This window comes from Rugosibacter aromaticivorans, from assembly GCF_000934545.1.
GTDB lineage: Bacteria > Pseudomonadota > Gammaproteobacteria > Burkholderiales > Rhodocyclaceae > Rugosibacter > Rugosibacter aromaticivorans.
In genome coordinates, this window is the sequence record NZ_CP010554.1 from 2,594,020 (window position 1) to 2,616,246 (window position 22,227).

18 protein-coding genes and 1 pseudogene are annotated in these 22,227 nt (G+C 55.8%); 6 read left to right on the forward strand and 13 right to left on the reverse strand.

Annotated elements, in window-relative coordinates; genetic code table 11:
* The first annotated feature begins 118 nt into the window (after window positions 1-118).
* A complete protein-coding gene (locus PG1C_RS12900) occupies window positions 119-568 on the forward strand; it encodes a PAS domain-containing protein (protein ID WP_202635145.1) in 450 nt (149 codons plus the stop codon).
* Between the two features lie 10 nt (window positions 569-578).
* Entirely contained in the window at window positions 579-1,151 is a 573-nt protein-coding gene (locus PG1C_RS12905) for a hemerythrin domain-containing protein (protein WP_202635146.1), read from the forward strand.
* A 188-nt stretch (window positions 1,152-1,339) separates the two neighbouring features.
* Here PG1C_RS12905 and PG1C_RS12910 read toward each other — a convergent pair whose 3' ends face one another.
* From PG1C_RS12910 to PG1C_RS12930, 5 genes and pseudogenes are all read right to left on the reverse strand, one after another.
* Complete coding sequence (locus PG1C_RS12910) at window positions 1,340-1,768, reverse strand: M48 family metallopeptidase (RefSeq protein ID WP_202635147.1); 429 nt, start codon at window positions 1,766-1,768, stop codon at window positions 1,340-1,342.
* 29 nt (window positions 1,769-1,797) lie between these two features.
* On the reverse strand, window positions 1,798-2,205 hold the full coding sequence (locus tag PG1C_RS12915) for a type II toxin-antitoxin system VapC family toxin (protein ID WP_202635148.1): 408 nt from the start codon (window positions 2,203-2,205) through the stop codon (window positions 1,798-1,800).
* 13 nt (window positions 2,206-2,218) lie between these two features.
* Window positions 2,219-2,476 carry a type II toxin-antitoxin system Phd/YefM family antitoxin gene (locus tag PG1C_RS12920; RefSeq protein ID WP_202635149.1) on the reverse strand — a complete coding sequence of 86 codons (258 nt, stop codon included), beginning with the start codon at window positions 2,474-2,476 and terminating at the stop codon, window positions 2,219-2,221.
* A gap of 280 nt (window positions 2,477-2,756) precedes the next feature.
* Window positions 2,757-3,778 (reverse strand): annotated as a pseudogene (locus PG1C_RS12925) (HflX GTPase family protein).
* An 83-nt stretch (window positions 3,779-3,861) separates the two neighbouring features.
* Window positions 3,862-5,637: an ABC transporter transmembrane domain-containing protein gene (locus PG1C_RS12930; RefSeq protein ID WP_202635150.1), complete on the reverse strand. Its 1,776-nt coding sequence runs from the start codon at window positions 5,635-5,637 to the stop codon at window positions 3,862-3,864.
* 511 nt (window positions 5,638-6,148) lie between these two features.
* Between PG1C_RS12930 and PG1C_RS12935 the strand changes: the two genes are divergently transcribed.
* Genes PG1C_RS12935 through phnE form a run of 4 tightly spaced genes read left to right on the forward strand, consistent with a single transcriptional unit; the run spans window position 6,149 to window position 9,493 of the window.
* Entirely contained in the window at window positions 6,149-7,027 is an 879-nt protein-coding gene (locus PG1C_RS12935) for a putative selenate ABC transporter substrate-binding protein (RefSeq protein ID WP_202635151.1), read from the forward strand.
* A gap of 2 nt (window positions 7,028-7,029) precedes the next feature.
* Window positions 7,030-7,845 carry a phosphonate ABC transporter ATP-binding protein gene (locus PG1C_RS12940; protein WP_202635152.1) on the forward strand — a complete coding sequence of 272 codons (816 nt, stop codon included), beginning with the start codon at window positions 7,030-7,032 and terminating at the stop codon, window positions 7,843-7,845.
* 6 nt (window positions 7,846-7,851) lie between these two features.
* A complete protein-coding gene (locus tag PG1C_RS12945) occupies window positions 7,852-8,694 on the forward strand; it encodes a PhnE/PtxC family ABC transporter permease (protein ID WP_237218192.1) in 843 nt (280 codons plus the stop codon).
* Window position 8,695: 1 nt separating this feature from the next.
* Window positions 8,696-9,493, forward strand: a complete 798-nt coding sequence (gene phnE, locus PG1C_RS12950; RefSeq protein ID WP_202635153.1) for a phosphonate ABC transporter, permease protein PhnE — start codon at window positions 8,696-8,698, stop codon at window positions 9,491-9,493.
* 53 nt (window positions 9,494-9,546) lie between these two features.
* Here the strand turns inward: phnE and PG1C_RS12955 are convergent, their stop codons facing one another.
* The 8 genes from PG1C_RS12955 to PG1C_RS12990 form a co-directional block, all read right to left on the reverse strand.
* Window positions 9,547-9,738, reverse strand: coding sequence for a hypothetical protein (locus PG1C_RS12955; RefSeq protein WP_202635154.1), 192 nt, complete (start codon window positions 9,736-9,738; stop codon window positions 9,547-9,549).
* A gap of 166 nt (window positions 9,739-9,904) precedes the next feature.
* Complete coding sequence (gene glmS, locus PG1C_RS12960) at window positions 9,905-11,722, reverse strand: glutamine--fructose-6-phosphate transaminase (isomerizing) (protein WP_202635155.1); 1,818 nt, start codon at window positions 11,720-11,722, stop codon at window positions 9,905-9,907.
* A gap of 2 nt (window positions 11,723-11,724) precedes the next feature.
* Complete coding sequence (glmU, locus tag PG1C_RS12965; protein WP_348539344.1) at window positions 11,725-13,152, reverse strand: bifunctional UDP-N-acetylglucosamine diphosphorylase/glucosamine-1-phosphate N-acetyltransferase GlmU; 1,428 nt, start codon at window positions 13,150-13,152, stop codon at window positions 11,725-11,727.
* 29 nt (window positions 13,153-13,181) lie between these two features.
* Window positions 13,182-14,660, reverse strand: coding sequence for a glutamate synthase subunit beta (locus PG1C_RS12970; protein ID WP_202635156.1), 1,479 nt, complete (start codon window positions 14,658-14,660; stop codon window positions 13,182-13,184).
* Window positions 14,660-19,285, reverse strand: coding sequence for a glutamate synthase large subunit (gene gltB / locus PG1C_RS12975; RefSeq protein ID WP_202635157.1), 4,626 nt, complete (start codon window positions 19,283-19,285; stop codon window positions 14,660-14,662). Before gltB ends, PG1C_RS12970 begins: the two co-directional genes overlap by 1 nt.
* Before the next feature lie 150 nt (window positions 19,286-19,435).
* The gene (locus PG1C_RS12980) at window positions 19,436-20,560 is read right to left on the reverse strand and encodes a deoxyguanosinetriphosphate triphosphohydrolase (protein ID WP_202635158.1); all 1,125 of its coding nucleotides are present in this window, start codon (window positions 20,558-20,560) and stop codon (window positions 19,436-19,438) included.
* Window positions 20,553-21,647: a 3-dehydroquinate synthase gene (gene aroB, locus PG1C_RS12985; RefSeq protein WP_202635159.1), complete on the reverse strand. Its 1,095-nt coding sequence runs from the start codon at window positions 21,645-21,647 to the stop codon at window positions 20,553-20,555. Before aroB ends, PG1C_RS12980 begins: the two co-directional genes overlap by 8 nt.
* Window positions 21,635-22,162: a shikimate kinase gene (locus PG1C_RS12990; RefSeq protein WP_237218193.1), complete on the reverse strand. Its 528-nt coding sequence runs from the start codon at window positions 22,160-22,162 to the stop codon at window positions 21,635-21,637. Before PG1C_RS12990 ends, aroB begins: the two co-directional genes overlap by 13 nt.
* Window positions 22,163-22,227 lie beyond the last annotated feature (65 nt).

Genomic DNA, 22,227 nt, shown 5'->3' on the forward strand with positions numbered 1-22,227 from the left:
AGCATCCCCTTACAATCTGTTGTCCAGGGTGCCTAGAATAGTGGTCTGCGCTGCACACCGCGCCTTGTCCCGTATCACCAGCACCGACTTTTTAACTTGCGGATGTTTCATAAGCCCTATGAACTTATATCAAGCGATGATCGAGCAAACCGCCGATGCCTTTATTCTTTCTGATCTTGAAGGATGCATCCAGTTATGGAACCATGGAGCTGAGCTTGTTTTCGGTTTTTCAGCCAAGGACGTCATCGGCCAATCGCTGGACATCATTATCCCCGAACACCTTCGCCAAGCACATTGGATCGGCTTTCATAAAGCGGTAGCAGCCGGCCGGATGTCTTTGGGCGACCAGGTGATGACCACCCGCTTCCTGCATAAAGACGGCAGCAAGGGCTATGTCGACATGCGTTTTAGCCTGATCAAGGACGACACCGATCAACTCATGGGCGTGCTGGCCACCGCCCGCGATAGCACCGCACGTTATCTGGCTGAGCGCACACTGCGCGCACGCCTGGCAGAGCTTGCGCCCGCCAATGAAAGCAAACCTGCGTCAGCAGCAACGAATAAATAACCACCCCGCCATGAACAAACCCTTTCCCGGATTTTCAATACCCGCCGCAGGGCCAGAGTCCCCTTTGGAAATGCTTGCCGCCTGTCACGAGCGGATTCGTCATCAATGCGCCACCCTGCAACGTCTGCCACCGCATTTAGCCACCCACGGCGCGAATGTGGAAGCCCGTGCAGCCGCCGCACAAGTGATACGTTACTTCGAGACCTCCGGCAAACAGCACCATCAAGATGAGGAAGAAGATCTTTTCCCGGCGCTCATCGAATCCATGGCAGGCTCGGACGCGGTTTGCCTGCATGAAATCACCGCAGCGTTGCAAGCCGATCACCATGCTTTGGAAACTGGCTGGATTCCGCTGCGCGATAGGTTGATGCAAATCGTCAATGGGGACAATGCACCGCTCACCGCCCGTGATGTTGAGACTTGGATTGCTCACTATGAGCAGCATATTCAGCGTGAAGAAGACGTGTTGCTCCCGATGGCCGCTCGCCTGTTAAGTGAAGCAGCGCTCGAACAAATTGGCCGCGCAATGTGCGCTCGACGCGGGCTGATGTTCCCCCAGAAAAACTCAACGCCTGATAGCTAGTCCCTGAGGGCTGGTTATTTAAGTCAGCGCACTAAGCCACATGCGCCCGCAAGGAAAATAGCCGCTTAAATAGCTACTAAAAGACTCGATATCCATATTGAGACGTGGTCTGTCGGGCAGTGTCACGCGCCTTAAATCGACCGGTTATCAACCAAAGCGATCATTGATCCCTAGAAAAGCCCCGTAACTCATAAAAGAGCTGTTTCCAACCGCTGTTTACGTTTCTCCCAATCCAACATCACCTGCCCAAACAGACGAAAAAAACTAGCGTCGTGATTGCGGTGCTTGAGGTCGCACAGTTCATGGGCCACCACATACTCGATGCATGCTCGAGGTGCACGAATGAGATTGGCATTTAGCGTCATCGTACCGGCCGGCGACAGGCTGCCCCAGCGCGACTGCATTGCCCGCACAATCAGACGTGGCCGCTGGTGCCCCTTGAAGAAAGACAGATATTGATCTAGCACCCTGTTAAACACTTCCCTGGCATGATCAAGATACCACCGGGGCAGCATCGCTTTTACTAACTCCGGATCGACCCTCCCCGACGGCATTGTCACGGCAATTTGCCCTCGATTCATCGTCACAATCGCCGTCTTGCCAGCGCCGACTTTCATTCAGGCGTAGAGGGCGAACGGCGCTGGATTCACGGTTTCCAGAGTTTTACCGTGCGTGATCGGCGGATGTTGCTGTCACGGGTTGCCAGCGGCAAACCGTAAGCGCGAGCGGTGGCAACGATGATGCGATCTGCAGGGTCGCCATGAAAACTAGTTGGCAGGGCATCGAGCGCGACAATCACATTCACATCAAGCGGCACAATACTGACCGTCTCAGGAGCCGCCGCCAGCGGCAACCACTGCGTGATCGGGCAATCCAGTTGCAACCGCCCTTTGCTGGCGAGCATTTGCGCTTCCCAAAGGCTGATGGCGGCAAGCCCGGGCGGTGTTCCGGCAGTGGCAAGCGCATCAAGGGCGGTGCGTTCGCCAGCTGATAACTCTGACTGACCCAATAGCCACCAGAGCCAGATATGCGTATCAATCAGAATCGAGGCCATTGCACTATGACTATCAGCGCAAGGTCTCGTGCATTGCCTCGAAATCGCTTGAGTCGAACACGGACTCCTCGGGTGCGCCCGCCAGCTGCCCTCGACCGCGCAAACGCAACCACGCCGATACGCCCTGTACAGCGGATGGCGTTGGCACCAAGCGCGCAACGACTTTGCCGTGTCGCGTCAAATCTACCGTGGTGCTGCCTTGTTCGACTTGACGAATGACATCCAGACAACGCGCTTTGAACTCCGTAACAGATACAGCCAAAGTAGTCATTTGTTATCTCCCAATAGTCTTTTTACAATAGCACATTTAAACCGGCAGAGGACTTAAAGCGGGTGAAACGGTGACGGGAATATCATTGCCGTTGGATCGTGAGCCTTTTCGAGCCATGAAGCAGGAGAGCGACCATCATCCCGACCTTCTGACTGTCTCATGGTGGCTTGAAGCCTATACTCAACAGTGCAGGTGTGCTTTACGAACGGCAGACTGTAGCCAAAAGGCAATAAACCACGCGTGCCGCCGTGTCACCAGCGCCGACTTTTTGTCAGGTGCGTTATTTTGCACATACCATGAGCTGCTCGCGCAAACTATTCACAGTGACTTGTTCGCCACGGACGCGGAAGAATGCACCCGCATCGTCGGCGCACTCGGCCAGCACTTCACAGCGCGCGAATATTTCGCCGCGCAGTTGCTGTGCCGACCAGGGAAGAAGCTGGCGTTCAAACCCGGGGTCGCTGGCGTCGATGACGTGGCGCAGGAGCAATGCATCCAGCGCCTCATCCAACGTTGATTTGAACGAGGCGACCAGCCCGTGCGGCAGGTTCTTGATGAAACCCACCGTGTCGCTGACCAGCACGCGCGGCACGCTCTCGGGGTGGAGGGCGCGCACGATGGTGTCGAGCGTGGCGAAGAGTTTGTTGGCGACCAGTACTTCGCTGCCGGTGAGTGCGCGCATCAGGGTGGACTTGCCCGCGTTGGTGTAGCCGACGAGCGCCACGCTGGCGAGTCCCCCTTGTTGTCCTTGGCGCCCTTGTCGTCGATTCCGCTGCGTCTTGCTTGGCCGCTTCGCGCAGGCGCGGCGCCATGTAGCCGAGGCGCGCGATCTCCACCTGCGCGCGTGCGGCGCGGGAGCACGCGTTGCGGTGGAATATCTCGAGGATGACCAGGGTGTGGTCCATCACTTGGCAGCCGATCTCCTTTTCGAGGTTGCGCGCCTGCGAGGGTGAAATTCCATGGTCGACGAAGATGACCTCGAGGGGCTCAGCGGTATTCATGGTGGCAGCATCGGTGGCAAAGTCGGTGGCAACCCCGCTCCCCGCGTCGCCGTGCGCTGACTCGTGGTCTGGCGCCGGTTCGTTGTTAACAAAGCGGCGTATCTCCGCCAACCCCCAGATAGGCTGTCGAGTCGAAACCGGAACGCTTCTGCATGAACGTGCGGGTGACGGTAAATCCCAGCGTCTTGGCGAGCTCGCGCAGCTCGGTCAGTGACGCTTCAAACTCAACGTCGCTCACGCTCGGCAGCTGCACGGCTGCCACGACGGCATACCGGGGCTTCTCTTTAACTTCTTTTTGCATTCGGCGATGGCGGCTCTTGATGGCGGGAAGGCGGATAGTACCCGCTATGGTGCACTCACCGGCATTCAGCCGCTAAACCATCACTAAGCCATCGCGTGGAATTGCAGCGCAGCCAGATGCGCGTAAAGCCCACCCTTCGCCACTAAATCCGCATGAGTGCCGGTTTCGACAATGCGGCCTTCTTCCATGACGATGATGCGGTCGGCGCGTTGCACGGTGGCCAGGCGATGGGCGATGATCAGCGTGGTGCGGCCTTGCATGGCGGCTTCCAGCGCGCCCTGCACCAATCGCTCCGATTCGGCATCCAGCGCGCTCGTGGCTTCGTCGAGCAGCAGTAGCGGCGGGTTTTTCAGCATGGCGCGGGCGATGGCGATACGCTGGCGCTGGCCGCCGGAAAGGCGCACGCCGCGTTCGCCGAGAAAACTCTGGTAGCCCCCGGGCAGCTTCTCGATGAACTCGTGCGCTGCCGCCAGGCGCGCAGCGGCGATCACTTCGTCATCGCTGGCGCCGGGTTTGCCATAGCGGATGTTTTCCAGCGCGTTGGCGGAGAAGGTCACGCTGTCTTGCGGCACGATGCCGGTGGCATTGCGCAGCTCGGTCAGGGCCAGCTCACGGATGTCGACGCCATCGAGAGTGATGCGTCCCTGCTGCGGGTCATAGAAGCGCAGCAATAACTGAAACAATGTGGTTTTGCCAGCGCCCGAGGGGCCGACTACGGCGATGGTCTCGCCGGGGCGGATAGCGATCGAAACATGATCCAGCGCCATGGTGAGCGGGCGCGATGGATAGTGGAAGGTTACGTCTTCCAGAGTGAGGGAGGCGCCCTGGCCGGTTGGTGGCGGCAGCGTGCGGGGAATGTCTGGCGATTGGATGGGTGACTCGGCGGCGAGCAGTTCAAGTAGCCGCTCAGTGGCGCCGGCGGCACGCTGCACGTCGCCCAGCACCTCCGACAGCCCGCCAATGGCGCCGGCAACCAGCGCGGAGTAAAGAACGAACTGGCTCAGATCGCCGCCCGTCATGCGTCCCTCGATCACCGCATGCGCACCCAGCCACAGCACAAAGACGATGGCGCCGAACACCAGCAGAATGGCAATCACCGTCAGCAGCGAGCGGGCGCGGATGCGACGGATGGCGGTATCAAAAGCCGTGTTCACTGAAGCGCCGAAACGGGCGCTCTCCCGGGCTTCTTGCGTGAAGGCTTGCACCGTGGGCATGGCATTGAGCACTTCGCCGGCCAGGGCGGAGGCATCGGCGACGCGGTCTTGTGAATCGCGCGATAACTTGCGCACGCGGCGGCCGAAGAAAACGATAGGCAACACCACTGCAACCAGCATGACAATGATGATGATTGATAGCTTGAAACTGGTGACCATCATCATGGTCAGGCCGCCGATGAACAGCAATAGATTGCGCAGACCCATGGAGATGCTGGTACCGACGACCGTCTGGATCAGCGTCGTGTCGGCAGTCAGCCGCGACAGCACGTCGCCCGTGCGGGTGGTCTCGAAAAACTGCGGGCTTTGCTTCAGCACGTGGCCATAGACTGCGGCACGGATGTCGGCCGTGACTCGCTCGCCAAGCCAGGAGACCGCATAAAAGCGTGCCGCCGTGGCTACTGCCATCACGCAGGCAACACCGAACAGGGCGAGAAAATACAGATCGATGTGGGCGCGGCTTTGTATGCCAGAGGCACCGAAACCAAGATCGATCATCTGCTTGAAGGCGTAAGGAATCGCCAGCGTCGCGCTAGCCGCCACCACGAGGGCAATGGCGGCCAGCACAAAGCGTGTGCGATAAGGTGCCAGAAAAGGCAGCAAGCCCTTGAGCATGGTCAGACGGGGTTTGGGTGTTGGAGTCATGGTGGTTTTTACTTTTTTTTACTGACTGATGCGGGCCATAGATCGGCGATCCAGCTCAGGGGAGCTTATCCGAAAAGGGCTGAATTTCAATAAATTCTAATATCCGCTACTGGCGGGGAGTAGGCGTCGTGGAATCAACCGTGCGTTTGCCAGCGCTATTGGAAATGGGATGAGTCATAGCGTTTCACGGCACCTCTTCTGTTAAGCTCCCCCTCGCTGTCGTATCTATTTATTGTTGGCTCGCCGTAACGCCTTTTCATTGGGTTTGTTAAGTGAATCGGGTCAGACGGCCCGCGTGTAGCTGACATAAACCAGATGCGATGGAATGTACCGTATCAACGCGCTGCCAGTGTGCAGGTCAGCAGATCCTATGAGGTGCGAAGCTTTACCGCCGTACTCTAACTGTCGAGTGGTTGAAGCTTTTTCCACACATAAACCATGTGTGGCATATCGTCATGTCTGTCTTTCCTCGCAGAGCCTGACCGCGCCCATTTTTTCATAAAGGGCCGCAATGATTTATCTTACATCTGCAAAAAATATCAAATCACTCTTTGCAACTGTGCTCGCCTCAATAGCACTGTTGTCAGCCAGCCTGTCCTTGGCGCAACCGGTTTTGCGCGTGTCCGCAATCCCCGATGAATCGCCGACTGAGTTGCAGCGAAAGTTCAAACCGCTGGGCGAGTATCTGGAAAAGAAGCTGGGGATGAAGGTGGCGTTCACACCCGTTACCGATTACGCAGCATCGGTTGAAGGGCTGGTCAACAACAAACTGGATCTGGTCTGGTTTGGTGGATTCACTTTTGTGCAAGCCAAGATCCGCAGCAACAATCAGGTGATCCCGCTGGTACAGCGTGAGGAGGATGAAAAATTCAAGTCAGTTTTTATCACCACGCGCCATGACATCACGAAGCTGCAAGACCTGAAGGGTAAGACATTTACTTTCGGCTCGGAATCTTCCACCTCCGGTCATTTGATGCCCCGTTCCTTTTTGCTGGCAGCCAATATCAATCCGGAAACCGATATGAAGCGCATCGCTTTTTCCGGCGCGCATGATGCAACGGTTGCTGCGGTGGCAGGTGGCAAGGTGGACGCAGGCGCATTGAACATCTCCGTATGGGAGCGACTGTTATCGCAAGGCAAGGTGAATGCCAATGTCGTTCATGTGTTCTACACCACCCCAGGCTATTACGACTACAACTGGACAGTGCGCGCTGATATGCCCCCGGCATTGCGCGCGAAGTTGGCGAACGCATTCCTTGCGCTGGACAAGAGCGATCCGCACGACAAGGAGATTCTTGATCTGCAACGTGCCACACGCTTCATCCCGACCAAGGCCGAAAATTACAGCGCGATAGAAACCGCAGCGCGTAGCGCAGGTTTGCTGAAGTAAGTATGTCGTTCGTATTACGCGCCATCAGCGTGCACCATGCCTCGGCTACGCGCAGTGATTCATTTCATGCCTTGATCGATGTCAATTTGTCGATCAAGCAGGGAGAGCAGGTCGCGTTGATCGGCCCGTCCGGCGCGGGCAAGACGACTTTACTGCACACCTTGGCCTGCGCCCATCGGCCTGAATCCGGTGGTGAGTTCTCCATTTTCGGTTTGCAGCCGTGGGCAATGCAGCATGCCGAGCGTCATGCACTTCGCGCACGGTTGTTTCTTGCTCCGCAGATACCACCACTTCCCCCACGCCAACGGGTGGTGACAGCCGTTCTGGCCGGATGCCTGCCGCAGTGGAGTTTCTGGCAGGCGATCACCTCACTGATCAAACCCAGGGAACCCGATGCTGCTTATGATGCGCTGGCGCGCTTCAATCTTCAGGACAAGTTATATGCGCGGGTGGATCGCTTGTCAGAAGGCGAACGCCAGCGTTGCGGAATGGCCCGCTTGCTGGTGTCACAAGCCGATGCCTTTCTGGTGGATGAGCCACTCTCTGCGCTTGACCCAACGCTAGCGCTGCAAACGCTGGCCGTAGTGCAACAGGAAGCTGCCAGCCGCAACGCCACACTGGTTTGCAGCCTGCATCAAGTCGAGCTGGCACTCGGCCATTTTCCGCGCATCGTTGGTCTCTCCGATGGACGACTCGTTTTTGATGCCCCGCGGAGAGAGGTGACGGAAAAGATGCTCGCGGCGCTTTACCAAAACGTTAAACATACCGAACCTATTTCTCCGGAAGATGCTCATTGGTCTGTGCCTTCATCCTGCTGATACGCAATGAGCATGGTTGTTAACGCTGCTATCTCACGCCATCCCGATCCCGCCTGGCGAGGCCGTATCACCGCGTCGCTTATTGCCTTGATCCTGTTGTGGCCGCTGCTGATTGCGAGTGAATTCAAACCGTGGATATTGCTCGATGCACAAAGTCTGGGCGCTACCTGGCACTTTCTTGCCAGCTTTTTTCCACCGGCACATTCCAAAGATTTTTTAGTGCTGCTTATGCAAGACACCTGGCAAACCATCGCTATCGCCACAGCAGGGCTGACGCTGGCACTGCTGGGTGCGATTCCGCTCACCCTGCTGGCGACAGAATCATTGTCGATCTCACGTTTGGAATCCGACCGGATGCGTTTGGCCAGTGCCGTAGTCAGGCAAGGGGCTCGCTGGTTGCTGGTGTTGTTGCGCAGCGTGCCAGAGCTGGTTTGGGCATTGCTCCTGGTACGCATCCTTGGCCTGGGGCCGACGGCCGGCGTATTGGCTATTGCCCTGACATACAGTGGCATGCTCGGCAAAGTTTACGCAGAGATTCTTGAGTCTTCGGAAGCGCATGCGACCCAGTCACTGTTGAAGAATGGTAGCGGCCGACTGGCCGCCTTGTTTTATGGCGTCTTGCCGGCATCGGCTTCCGAATTGGTGTCCTATACCACCTTTCGCTGGGAGTGCGCGATCCGCGGCTCAGTGGTCATGGGCTTCGTTGGGGCAGGCGGCATCGGCCAGCGCATGGACGAATCGATGAAAATGCTGGCGGGCGATGAGGTATCCACCATGCTGATTATTTTCGTGCTGCTGGTGGCTTGCGCCGATCTAGTCAGTACTTTTCTGCGCAAGCGCCTGAGCTGATATGCATCAACGCCGCCCCGCTCCGCCGCCAATTATCAAGCCTGCCACCATGGCGTTTCTGGTTGGGCTTTTGACGCTCATCTGCACCAGTTTTTATTCACTGGCCATCCAGTGGCGTGAGCTTTTCACTGTCGATGCAGTGCGTTCCAGCGTGGAGTTTCTACGTGGCTTTGCGCCGCCTGAACTGGCTTGGCATTTCCTGGTAAAAGTTGCACAGGGCACACTGGAGACGCTGTCCATGTCGGCATTGGGGACAGGCATCGCATTCGTATGCGGTATCGCACTGGCACTGCCCGCCAGCAGCAGGTTCGGCGCAACGACCCGCTTGATGATTCGTCTGGCGCTCAATATCTTGCGCTCGATACCCGAACTGGTCTGGGCTCTCATCTTACTGATAGCCGCCGGACTGGGGCCATTTGCAGGCACGCTGGCGCTGGCAGTGCACACCACCGGGGTGCTTGGCCGCCTGTTCGCCGATGCGCTTGAAAACCTGCCGACTGCGCCTGAAGCCACCCTGCGCATTAACGGGGCGAAACCGATGGCCGCCTTCTTTTACGCAGCGTTACCGCAAATTTTGCCGCAACTGATGTCCTACACGCTGTATCGCTGGGAGAACAACATACGTGCCGCAGCCATCCTTGGGATCGTTGGAGCCGGTGGATTGGGGCAGATGCTGAAATACCATCTTTCCTTGTTTCAAATGCAGCAGGCTGCCACCGTAATCATCGCGATGCTGTTGCTGATCACCCTCGTCGATGGAACCAGCTTCCGGCTACGGCGCAAGCTGACCAGTCACTAGACATCATGGTGAGGTTTCACGCTACCCATCATTAAAAAGCGGGCTGAGGATGTTCAAGGAGTTATCTCCGGCGGCGTCCATCCCATCAGTTCCGCGAGTCGACAAATGACCCACTCGGCTTCTTTGCCAGTGAAGTCCGAGGCAGCGGCGGTTAAGCCTTGAAGACAGCGCACAAGCACTTCGCACTCGGAACAGTTTTCCTTCAATGCCAAGGTTTGCGCATGCTCGGTCAGCATACAGGCCATATCTTCGCACTGCTCATATCGAGCAAGGACAATCTCTTGATGCGCACTGGGTGGCTATGGCCAGGCAGGATGCACATGGCCATGAATGACTGCGGAATTTCAATCTGGTTGTCTATCTATGGGCATGCGATAACAAACAACACTCGCTGCTACTTCATCCGTCGCCTTACTCCACCGTCACCGATTTGGCGAGATTACGTGGCTTATCGACATCCGTGCCTTTCACCAGCGCGACGTGATACGACAGCAATTGCAGTGGCACAACATGCAGCACGGGACTGAGTAATCCATAGTGCTCAGGCAAACGCAGCACATGCACGCCTGGTTCTTCTTCCACGGCTGAATCCGCATCGGCAAACACATACAGCTCGCCACCACGCGCGGCGACTTCTTTCAAATTGGATTTTAATTTTTCGAGCAAGGCGTCATTGGGCGCAATGCTGATCACGGGCATGTCTTTATCCACCAGCGCCAGCGGGCCGTGCTTTAGCTCGCCTGCGGGGTAGCCTTCGGCGTGGATATAAGAGATTTCCTTGAGCTTTAGCGCGCCTTCCAGCGCGATGGGGTAATGCTGGCCACGGCCCAGAAAAAGGGCGTGATGCTTGTTGGCAAAATGAGCCGCCCATGCCTTGATATCCGCTTCGCCTGCCAGCACTTTTTGCACTGCCACGGGCAGGTGGCGCAAGGCATTCAGGTGCTGCGCTTCCACCGCTGGCGTCAGTCGGCCGACCTGCTTGGCAAGCGTAGCCGCCAGCAAAAACAACGCGGCTAACTGCGTGGTAAACGCCTTGGTTGATGCCACGCCGATTTCAGGACCAGCCCGCGTCAAAAAGCGCAGTGCACACTCGCGAACAATCGCGGATTCGGGCACATTGCAGATCGCCAGCGTGCGCTGCATGCCTTGCGCCTTGGCATGCCGAACAGAGGCCAGCGTATCGGCCGTTTCACCTGACTGAGAGATCGCAACAACCAGTTGATCCGGGTTAGGTACGGACACCCGATAGCGATATTCGCTGGCAATTTCAACGGTGCACGGCACGCCCGCTAACTGCTCTATCCAGTACCGCGCCACCAAACCGGAATGATAGCTGGTGCCGCACGCCAGAATGAGTACGGATTGCACTCCGGCCAGCAATTCAGGCGCGGCGACGCCAAATAAATTAGGCGTAAAGGTTTGCGCGCCGCTGATCATTTCCAGCGTTGCCGCGAGGGCTTGCGGTTGCTCGAAAATTTCTTTTTGCATGTAATGCTGATAGTCACCCAGCTCAACCGCATCGGCAGACAAGCTGCTTTGCGTCACGGCACGCGCCACTACCGTACCACCAGCGCCGACTATTTTGAGTGTATCGCGCGTAAGCTCCGCGCAGTCGCCATCCTCAAGGTAGATGATCTGCCGTGTGACTTGCAACAACGCTGCCGCATCCGATGCAGCATAGTGGCCATCCTTACCCACCCCAAGCAGCAGGGGCGCGCCATGACGAGCAACGATGATCCGATCCTCACCTTGCCTAAGCACCGCAATGGCATAAGCCCCTGTCAGACGAGCCGTCGCCAGTTGAACCGCCGCAAATAAATCTGGCGTGGTTTGCCGTATCTGCTGAATGAGATGGGCGATCACCTCGGTATCGGTATCCGAAGTAAAGACGTAGCCTTCCGCCATGAGCGCGTCGCGTAGTTCGGCATAGTTTTCGATAATGCCGTTGTGCACCACCGCCAGGCTCGCCGAAACATGCGGATGTGCGTTGCGCTCGCTGGGCACGCCATGCGTGGCCCAGCGGGTATGCGCAATGCCCAGATGAGCCACTTGGTCTGCCGCCTGCGTTGCGAGCTCTGCCACCCGTCCCACACTGCGCAAGCGCGTGAGCGTGGGGTTAAGCAGCGCCAAGCCAGCTGAATCATAGCCGCGATATTCCAGACGCAGCAGGCCTTCAATCAGAACAGGTACAACGTTGCGCGCGGCAACGGCAGCGACAATGCCACACATGGTTAATCCTTTTTCTGTTTTGCAGGGCGCTTCCAGCCAGCAATCGATAGCTGTTTGGCGCGTGAAATCGTGAGTTGACCCGGTGGCGCATTTTTAGTGAGTGTGGTTCCAGCACCGAGGGTTGCGCCACGGCCGACCGTCACCGGCGCGACAAGTTGCGTGTCAGAACCAATGAATACATCATCTTCGATCACGGTGCGAAACTTATTGGCGCCATCGTAGTTGCAGGTGATCGTGCCGGCGCCCACATTCACCCGCTGGCCTATGGTTGCATCGCCAATGTAAGCAAGATGGTTGGCCTTGGAATGGTCCGCAATGGCACTGTTTTTAACTTCAACAAAATTGCCAATATGGACGTCCCCGCCAAGGTCGGTACCTGGGCGCAAACGCGCATAGGGGCCAATGCGGCAATTCGGGCCAACATTGGCATCTTCAATATGGCAAAAAGGCGCAATGCTTGCGCCTTGGGCGATGCGGCAATTTTTCAGCACACAGTTTGCGCCGATGCGCACATTGTCCGCCAGCGTTACCTGCCCTTCGAATACGTTATTCACATCAATGAACACATCGCGGCCGCAGGTCAGTTGGCCACGCACATCGATTCGCGCCGGGTCAACCAGACTAACGCCCGCATTCAGCAACGACTCGGCAACCGTGCGTTGATAAACGCGCTCTAACGCCGCGAGCTGGACTTTGCTATTCACCCCTTCGATTTCCCGCACCACATCAGGCTGCGCCGTCACGACGGGTAAGCCTTCATGAACCGCCATCGCGACAATATCGGTGAGATAGTATTCGCCCTGCGCGTTACGATTGCCCAGCGTCGGCAACCAGCGGGATAGCGCTTCTGTTGGCGCAACCAGCATGCCGGTGTTGATTTCATGAATCTGGCGTTGCGCATCGCTGGCGTCTTTCTCTTCAACAATACACGTCACCTTGCCCGCCTCGCGGACGATACGACCATAGCCCTGCGGGTTATCAAGGTTTGCTGTCAGCAACGCCAAAGCGCCCTGGGCGCTTTTCGTCCCTTTTGCGCCTTGGGTGCTGTGTGTTCCTTGCGCGCCTTGTACTGCTACATCGAGCAACCGTTGCAGAGTCGACGTCTGAATCAACGGCACATCGCCATACAGCACTAATGTCAGTGAAGGTGTAGCCGTGGCCAACTGCGGCAGCGCTTGCAATACCGCGTGGCCCGTACCCAATTGGGGCGACTGGCTTACCCAGAGGAGATCCGGCGCATTGAGCGCTGCCTGTACTTGATCACCCCCGTGGCCATACACGACGCAGATACGCACAGCCCCCAGTGCGCGAGCCGTATCCAGCACATGGCCGAGTAGCGGCTTGCCCGCCAGCGGATGCAGCACCTTGGGTAGCGCAGAATTCATGCGCCTGCCTTGGCCTGCCGCAAGAATAACGACATTGATAACCATGGCGTTAGTATCCAGGTCGCACAGCCGGCTTAACGCGGCAAGACGCTTTCGCCCATTAAAAATTCATCGACTGCGCGAGCACACTGACGCCCCTCGCGGATCGCCCATACCACCAGTGATTGGCCACGTCGTATATCGCCAGCCGCAAACACGCGCGGCACATTGGTGTGGTACGCCACCCCACCTTCAGTCGAGGCACTGGCATTGCCACGAGGGTCTTTAGCAACACCAAAGGCATCCAGCACGCCGCCTACCGGGCTAACAAACCCCATGGCCAGAAAAGCAAAATCGGCTTGAATCTCAAATTCGGAGCCCGGCACCTCATGCATCTTGCCGTCTTTCCATTCCAGACGCACTGCACGCACCGCTTTAAGATGGCCGCGCAAGGGGCCCTCTTCGTGGGCAATAAACGCCTTGGTTCCGATCGCCCAATCGCGCTCACAGCCTTCTTCATGCGAAGAGGAGGTGCGTAGCCGCAAGGGCCAATAAGGCCAGGTCAAAGCACCGTCTTCCTGCTCAGGAGGGCGCGGCATCAGCTCAATTTGGGTGATGCTCGCTGCACCATGGCGATTCGACGTCCCGACGCAATCAGACCCCGTATCGCCACCACCAATCACCAAGACATGCTTGCCTTTGACGTTGATCGGGTTTTTACGCCCACCGGCGACTTCCTTGTTTTGCGGGATGAGAAACTCGAGTGCAAAGTGCACGCCCTTATGTTCGCGGCCGGGAATGGGCAAATCGCGCGGCAACTCGGCACCACCGGCAAGCACAACGGCATCAAAATCTTTGCGCAATTGTTCTGGCGTGATGGTTTTTTTCGCATCGCTATGAATACCTGCGGCCAACCTGGTATTTGTCACCATGATGCCTGTCGCAAACGAAACACCTTCGGCTTTCATTTGCGCCATACGCCAGTCAATCAAGCGTTTATCCAGTTTGAAATCTGGAATGCCATAGCGCAACAGGCCGCCAATACGATCACTTTTTTCAAACACAGTAACTGCGTGACCAACGCGCGCCAATTGCTGCGCTGCTGCCAGCCCGGCAGGGCCAGAGCCAACCACGGCAATCTTTTTGCCCGTTTTCCATGCAGGCGGTTGCGGCACAACCCAGCCGTTTTCACCTGCTTTATCGATGATGGCGCGCTCAATCGACTTAATGCCAACAGGCGTATGCGGGATATTCAGCGTACAAGCCTCTTCACAAGGGGCTGGGCAAATACGGCTGGTAAATTCAGGAAAATTATTTGTTGAATGCAATACTTCAATGGCTTTTTGCCAGTTGCCACGGTAGACCAAATCATTCCAGTCGGGAATGATGTTATTCACCGGACAACCTGTATTGCAAAATGGAATACCACAATCCATGCATCTCGCCGCCTGAATTTTGGCTTTTCCATCCGTCAACCGTGGAACAAATTCCTTGTAAAGTGTGACTCGTTTTGCCACTGGCTCATAAGCATCAGCAATCCGTTCGTACTCCAAAAACCCGGTGGGCTTACCCATCAAGCGGCCTCTTTTATCTTGGTCGCCGCCATTTCTTTTAATGCGCGACGATATTCATGGGGGAAAACTTTCACAAACCGACCCAGCGTTTGACGCCAGTCAGCGAGCAATGCGCGAGCTTGTTCGCTACCGGTAAGCTGAGCGTGCTGCTCGATCAGTCGTTTCAGCTGTGTCTCGTCCGCTTCACCACGATGCCGCAGGCCATCATCTGCTTGAGCATCTGTAGCGAGTACGCCTTCCAACGCCACCATCGATACATTGCACCGCTGCGCAAACTGGCCATCGACGTCATACACATAAGCCATACCACCGGACATGCCAGCAGCAAAATTGCGCCCGGTGAGTCCGAGAACAACCACCGTGCCACCCGTCATATATTCACAACCGTGATCACCCGTGCCTTCGACAACCGCCGTAGCGCCTGAGTTACGTACAGCAAAACGCTCGCCAGCGACGCCGCTGAAAAATGCCTCGCCTTCGATCGCGCCGTATAGTGCTGTGTTGCCAACAATAATGTTCTCGGCCGATACGCCACGAAATGCCTTGGGTGGGCGCACAATGATACGGCCACCGGACAATCCCTTGCCAACGTAGTCATTGCCTTCACCCACCAAATCCAGCGTGATCCCGCGTGCCAGAAAAGCGCCGAAGCTTTGTCCGGCTGTACCTGTCAGTTTGACGGAAATGGCATCCTCAGCCAATCCTGCGTGACCAAAGCGCTTGGCTACTTCATGTGACAACAAGGTGCCAACGGTGCGGTTTTCATTTTTGATCGCGGCTTCAATCGTCACCTTCGCACCATGTTTCAGCGCCGGCTCGGCTTTGCTGATCAGGCGGTGATCAAGCGCGCGGAGCAATCCATGATCTTGCGTTTCACGATGACAAAGCGCCACATCGCTTGACACTGTCGGCATATAGAAGATGCGTGAGAAGTCGAGACCCTTTGCTTTCCAGTGTTCAATGCCGCTGCGGGTATCGAGTAAATCAGCACGGCCAACGAGGTCGTTAAATTTTCGAATACCCAATTGCGCCATGAGTTCGCGTACCTCTTCAGCAACAAAAAAGAAATAATTCACCACGTGTTCAGGCTGGCCGGTGAAGCGTTTGCGCAATACCGGATCCTGCGTGGCTACGCCCACGGGGCAGGTATTCAGATGGCATTTTCGCATCATGATGCAGCCTTCGACAACTAATGGGGCTGTGGCAAAGCCGAACTCATCAGCGCCGAGCAGCGCGGCGACCACCACATCGCGCCCGGTTTTCATCTGGCCGTCAGCCTGCACGCGGATGCGGCCGCGCAGCTTGTTCAGCACCAGCGTCTGTTGCGTTTCCGCCAGACCTAACTCCCAAGGCGTGCCCGCATGTTTGATCGAAGAAATAGGTGACGCCCCTGTGCCGCCGTCGTGGCCGGCGATCACCACGTGATCCGCCTTGGCTTTAGCCACGCCGGTGGCAACCGTACCCACGCCGACTTCAGACACCAGCTTGACCGAAACCGAGGCCACCGGATTGGCATTTTTCAAATCATGAATAAGCTGCGCCAGATCTTCAATGGAATAAATATCATGGTGTGGCGGGGGCGAAATCAAACCAACGCCGGGCACCGAGTGCCGCAAAAAGCCGATGTACTCGGACACTTTGTGTCCGGGCAGTTGGCCACCTTCGCCAGGCTTTGCCCCTTGCGCCATCTTGATTTGCAACTGGTCTGCGTTACTCAGATATTCTGCCGTGACACCAAACCGGCCAGACGCCACCTGCTTGATCGCCGAACGCAAGCTGTCGCCCTCTTTCAAGGGGATATTCGCCTCCACGCGGCTCGCCCCGATCACGCCGGCCACCGTAGCACCAGCGCCGACTTTTTCGAAACGTCGCGGGTCTTCGCCGCCTTCACCTGTATTGGATTTTCCACCAATACGGTTCATGGCAATCGCTAGCGTGGTATGCGCTTCGGTTGAAATCGAGCCGAGCGACATCGCACCCGTGGCAAACCGCTTGACGATTTCTTTGGCGGACTCAACCTCATTAAGCGGCACCGGGGGACCAGCAGGATTGAGCTCGAACAAGCCGCGCAATGTCAGGTGACGTTTGCTTTGATCATTAATCAGCCGGGCATATTCTTTATACGTGTCGTACTTTCCGGACCGCGTGGCATGCTGTAATTTAGCAATCGCATCGGGTGTCCACATCTGATCTTCGCCACGGACACGATAGGCATATTCACCCCCCGCATCCAGGCTATTAGACAGCACGGGGTCGGTAGAAAATGCGGCGCGATGAATACGTACGGCTTCCTCTGCGACTTCTAACAGACCAATACCTTCAATCTGCGTCGATGTGCCAGTAAAAAAGTCGCGAATAAATTCAGAATTCAGGCCAATCGCCTCGAAAATTTGCGCTCCGCAATAGGACTGATAGGTTGATATCCCCATCTTGGACATCACCTTGTTCAGGCCTTTACCAATCGCCTTGACAAATTTCTTCTGCGCTTCCTTGGCGTCTTTGCCTGAAAATTTAGCGATGGTTTCAAGTGCCAACCAAGGGCAAACGGCCTCGGCGCCATAGCCTGCGAGCAAAGCAAAATGATGCACCTCTCGCACGGAGCCGGTATCAACTACCAGGCCAGTGCTCGTGCGCAACCCCTTCTTGGTCAGGTGATGATGAACAGCGGCGCAAGCAAGTAAAGCCGGAATAGCGACACGTTCACATGACACCGCGCGATCAGATAGCACCACAATGTTGTAGCCCGCCGCCACTGATTGCTCGGCAGCCGCTGCAAGATCAGCCAGCGCGGAGGCGCAGCCCACAGCACCTGCGGCCATAGGGTAAGTGATATCCAGAACCAGTGATTTGAAACGCCCTTGCGTGGCCTTGTCGATTGATGTTAAGCGGGTGAAATCGTCGTCCAGAAGAACCGGCTGCGTCACCTCCAAACGGGGCGTCAGCGGTTCGTCATCGCCATTCGCTATACCCATCAAGTTCGGTTTTGGACCAATGAAGCTCGTGAGTGACATCACAATTTCTTCGCGAATGGGATCAATCGGTGGATTGGTCACCTGAGCGAAGAGCTGCTTAAAGTAGGTGTAGAGCGACTTTTCTCGCGACGACAACACCGGTAGCGCAGAATCGTTGCCCATAGAGCCCGTGGCCTCTTCGCCATTTTCCGCCATCGGCTCGAGAATAAATTTGATATCTTCCTGGGTATAGCCAAACGCTTGTTGGGTATCCAGCAGCGACTCTCTGAGCTTTAGAGCTGACTTTCCATTAGCGGGCAAATCAGCCAGAAACAGGCGAGACGCCTTCACCCACTGACCATAAGGCTGCTCCGTTGCAATCGCATGCTTGAGTTCGGCATCATCAATGATGCGGCCGGCTTCCAGATCAATGAGAAACATTTTGCCTGGTTGCAGACGCCATTTTTTGGCAATTTTTTCTTCCGGAAAGCTCAGAACACCCATTTCAGAAGCCATCAGCACGATGTCATCATCAGTAATCAGATAGCGCGCCGGCCGCAAGCCATTTCGATCAAGCGTTGCGCCGATCTGCCGACCATCTGTAAACGCAACTGCAGCAGGACCATCCCAGGGCTCCATCAGTGGTGCATGAAATTCATAAAAAGCGCGGCGCTCTTCATCAATTAAGTCATTGCTTGCCCATGCTTCGGGGATCAGCATCATCATGGCATGCGGCAGGGAATAGCCGCCCATGACCAGCAGTTCTAGCGCATTATCAAAGCTTGCCGAATCCGATTGGCCGTCAATGATCAGCGGCCACAGTTTTTTGAGATCGTCGCCCAGCCATTTCGAACTCATCGCCTTCTGCCGCGCAGCCATCCAATTGATATTGCCGCGCACGGTGTTGATTTCACCATTGTGGGCAATCATGCGGAACGGATGCGCTAGATCCCACGTGGGGAACGTATTGGTCGAGAAGCGCTGATGTACCAGTGCAATGGCCGACAGCAGGCGCTCGTCCTGCAGATCAAGGAAGTAACTGCCCACTTGCTCGGCTAGCAACATGCCCTTGTAGACGATAGTCCGCGAGGACAATGACGCGATGTAAAACCGGTTGATATCACCTAATTTCAAACGACGAACTTCATGCTCGACGCGCTTTCTAATGACAAAAAGCTTACGCTCAAACGCCTCTTGATCGGCGCACTGATCACTACGGCCAATGAATACCTGGCGCACTACGGGCTCAATATCTTTAGCGGCTTGAGCAAGCCCCGAATTATCTCGAGGCACATCACGCCAACCCAAATAATTCTGCCCTTCTTCATGGATAATGCGCGCCATGACAGACTCACACGCGGCACGCCCATTGGTTGACTGCGGCAAAAACACATTGCCGCAGGCATATTCCCCCGCTACCGGAAGTGCAATGTCCCGAGCCAATGCCTCTTCGCGCAAGAAGAGATCGGGCAATTGAAGCAGAATCCCTGCACCATCGCCCAATAGGGGATCGTACCCCGTGGCACCGCGGTGCTCAAGGTTGCTAAGTATCTGTAAACCCTGCTTAACAATCGCATGGCTTTTGCAGTTTTTAATATGGGCCACGAAACCGACACCACAGGCGTCGTGCTCTCGTATCGGGTCGTAAAGCCCTTGGCGCTGGGGGAATACCATCTTGTCATTCCTCGGAAATGCAGTCGGCAAAAAAGGCCGGGGGAATCTGCTCCCCAGCCTTGGATAGACCGCCTTAAAAAAGGCGGCGGAACTGACAAATATACCGGCAAAACCGCTTGAACTCAATATGTCCGCGCCCAACAACCGTTTTTATTCGTCACCCACTAAAAATAATCGTCGGTGCTCTTTTACGGCGTAACGGTCAGTCATTCCGGCGATATAGTCCGCCGTTGCGCGAGATAAACTTTCTGCCGCGGCAGTTTGTTGATATTGCGGTGGCAGCAACCGCGGTTCTGCCATAAAAGCGGCGAAAAGTTCGCGAATAATGCGCTGTGCTTTTGTTGTCATGCGCACCACCTGATAATGGCGATAGAGCTGTTCGCGGAGAAACGTTTTCAGCGCTCGATTCTCTGCATACATTGCTTCCGAAAACCCGATCAGTGCAGGTGCAGCAAGAACATCCTGCAATGTCTTGGGCGCCACCTGGGCAATTCGCTGCCCAGACTCGTTAAGCAAATCGGTCACTTGTGCATCAATGACGCGGCGAATGGTTTCATGGATTCGCCGCCGGCCTGTGATACCGGGAAAAACCTGATCAACTTCGGACAGGCGCCGACTGAACAAGCTGACGTCTTGCAATTGTTCCAAGGTGATAAGACCCGAACGCAAACCGTCGTCAACATCGTGGTTGTTATACGCGATTTCATCCGCGAGATTGCATATTTGGGCTTCAAGCGAAGGTTGTTGTCCATTTAAAAAACGCTGGCCCAGCTCGCCCAAGATGCGCGCATGCGCAAGCGAACAATGCTTGAGGATGCCCTCCCGTGTTTCAAACATGAGATTCAAGCCATCAAACCTGCCGTAGTGCTGCTCTAATTGCTCAACGATACGTAGCGACTGGAGGTTATGCTCAAACCCCCCGTATCCCTGCATGCATTCGTTTAACGCGTCTTGCCCTGCATGGCCAAAGGGTGTATGGCCAAGATCATGCGCCAGGGAAATGGCTTCTGCCAAATCATCATTCAAGCGTAACGCGCGGGCAATCGAGCGCGCAATCTGGGCGACCTCAATGCTGTGTGTCAGCCGTGTGCGAAATAGATCGCCTTCATGATTAACAAAAACCTGGGTTTTATATTCGAGCCGTCGAAAAGCGGTGGAATGCACAATGCGGTCGCGATCACGCTGAAACTCGCTACGCGCGCTAGGGCGGGGTTCGCTTATCTCTCGTCCGCGACTAACCGCATCGGTTACCGCATACAAAGCAAGCTCATTCATGGCAACACGCAGTTAAGGTAGCAAGGATGTCTTCACGCGTTGCGTCACTGGTGGTGACAGCAGTTCCGATGGATTGAAGCAACACCAAGCGCAAGCGCCCGGCCGACACTTTTTTATCGTTCGACATGAATTCAAGATACCGCTCGGCACCTAGCATGGGGCCGCACACGGGCAGACCAGCCCGCTGCAAAAGGTTACGCACGCGATCAACATCAGCCGCTGATAGCCAGCCCAAACGACGCGATAATTCTGCTGCCATCACTGTTCCGGCAGCCACCGCTTCACCATGCAGCCAGTGACCATACCCCATGCCGGACTCTATGGCATGGCCAAAGGTATGGCCTAAATTGAGTAAGGCGCGCCCCCCCTCTTTGGCCGTTTCAAACTCATCATTTGCCACTACCTCGGCTTTATTACGGCAGGATCGCTCAATGGCGTAGGCCAGTGCTTCATCATCGCCCGCAACGAGACGATCCATATTCGATTCAAGCCATTCAAGAAATGGCAGATCGCGGACCAAGCCATACTTGATCACTTCAGCAAGCCCCGCAGAAAGCTCACGCGCCGGTAAAGAACGCAAAGTAAGGGTGTCCGCCACAACCAGCTTGGGTTGCCAGAAGGCACCCACCATATTCTTGCCGCGCGGATGATTGATGCCCGTTTTACCACCAACCGATGAATCCACTTGCGATAACAAGGTGGTGGGAATTTGTATAAAAGGCACACCTCGCTGATAGGTCGCCGCGGCAAACCCCGCAAGATCACCGATCACACCACCACCCAATGCGATCAGCGTCGTACCACGGTCGCAACGCGCGGCTAACAAGGCATCGTATATCGCGTTAAGGGACTCCCAATTCTTGAATTTTTCACCATCCGGCAGAATAATCGGCGTCACACCAACGCCGACTTTTTCCAGCGTTGCAAGCAAGGTGTCTAGGTAGAGCGGAGCAACGGTTGTATTGCTGATTACCGCAACTCGTGGCCCCTGCAAATAAGGCGGAAGGTTTTCTGCATTTTGCAGCAAGTCGCTACCGATCAAAATCGGATAACTACGCTCAGCCAAGGCGACGTTCAAGCGGCGCATCGTTTACGCAGCTCTCGTTCAACTTGCGTTACCAGATGAAAAACGCTACCACCACCACTGGTCATAACCAAATCAGCTACATCTTGGTAAATAGGGTCGCGCTGTGTAAAAAGCTCTTCAATTCTCATCATGGGATTCGCTACCTGAAGCAATGGGCGGTTAGCATCATGGTGCGTCCGATCAAACAGAATGCGCGGCGCTACCCGAAGATAAACAACCAGCCCGCTTTTTTTTATTGCATCACAATTTTCCGGCCTCAGAACAGCACCGCCGCCAGTGGCAACAATCAGGTTGGATTGCTTAGCTAAATCAGCGATCACACGGGTCTCTTGTTCACGAAAGCCCGCTTCGCCTTCGGTCTCGAAAATCACCGGAATTTTGACGCCAGCGCGTACTTCTATTTCATGGTCAGCATCAATAAACTGACGGTGCAGACGGCGCGCCAACTGCCTGCCCACCGTTGTTTTACCGGCGCCAGGCATGCCCACTAAATAAATGTTATCGCTGGAATTCACCGATGAATTGTATCAGCGGTATCAGCACAAAATATAAAGAGCCACTAGCGCGGCTCTTTATATTT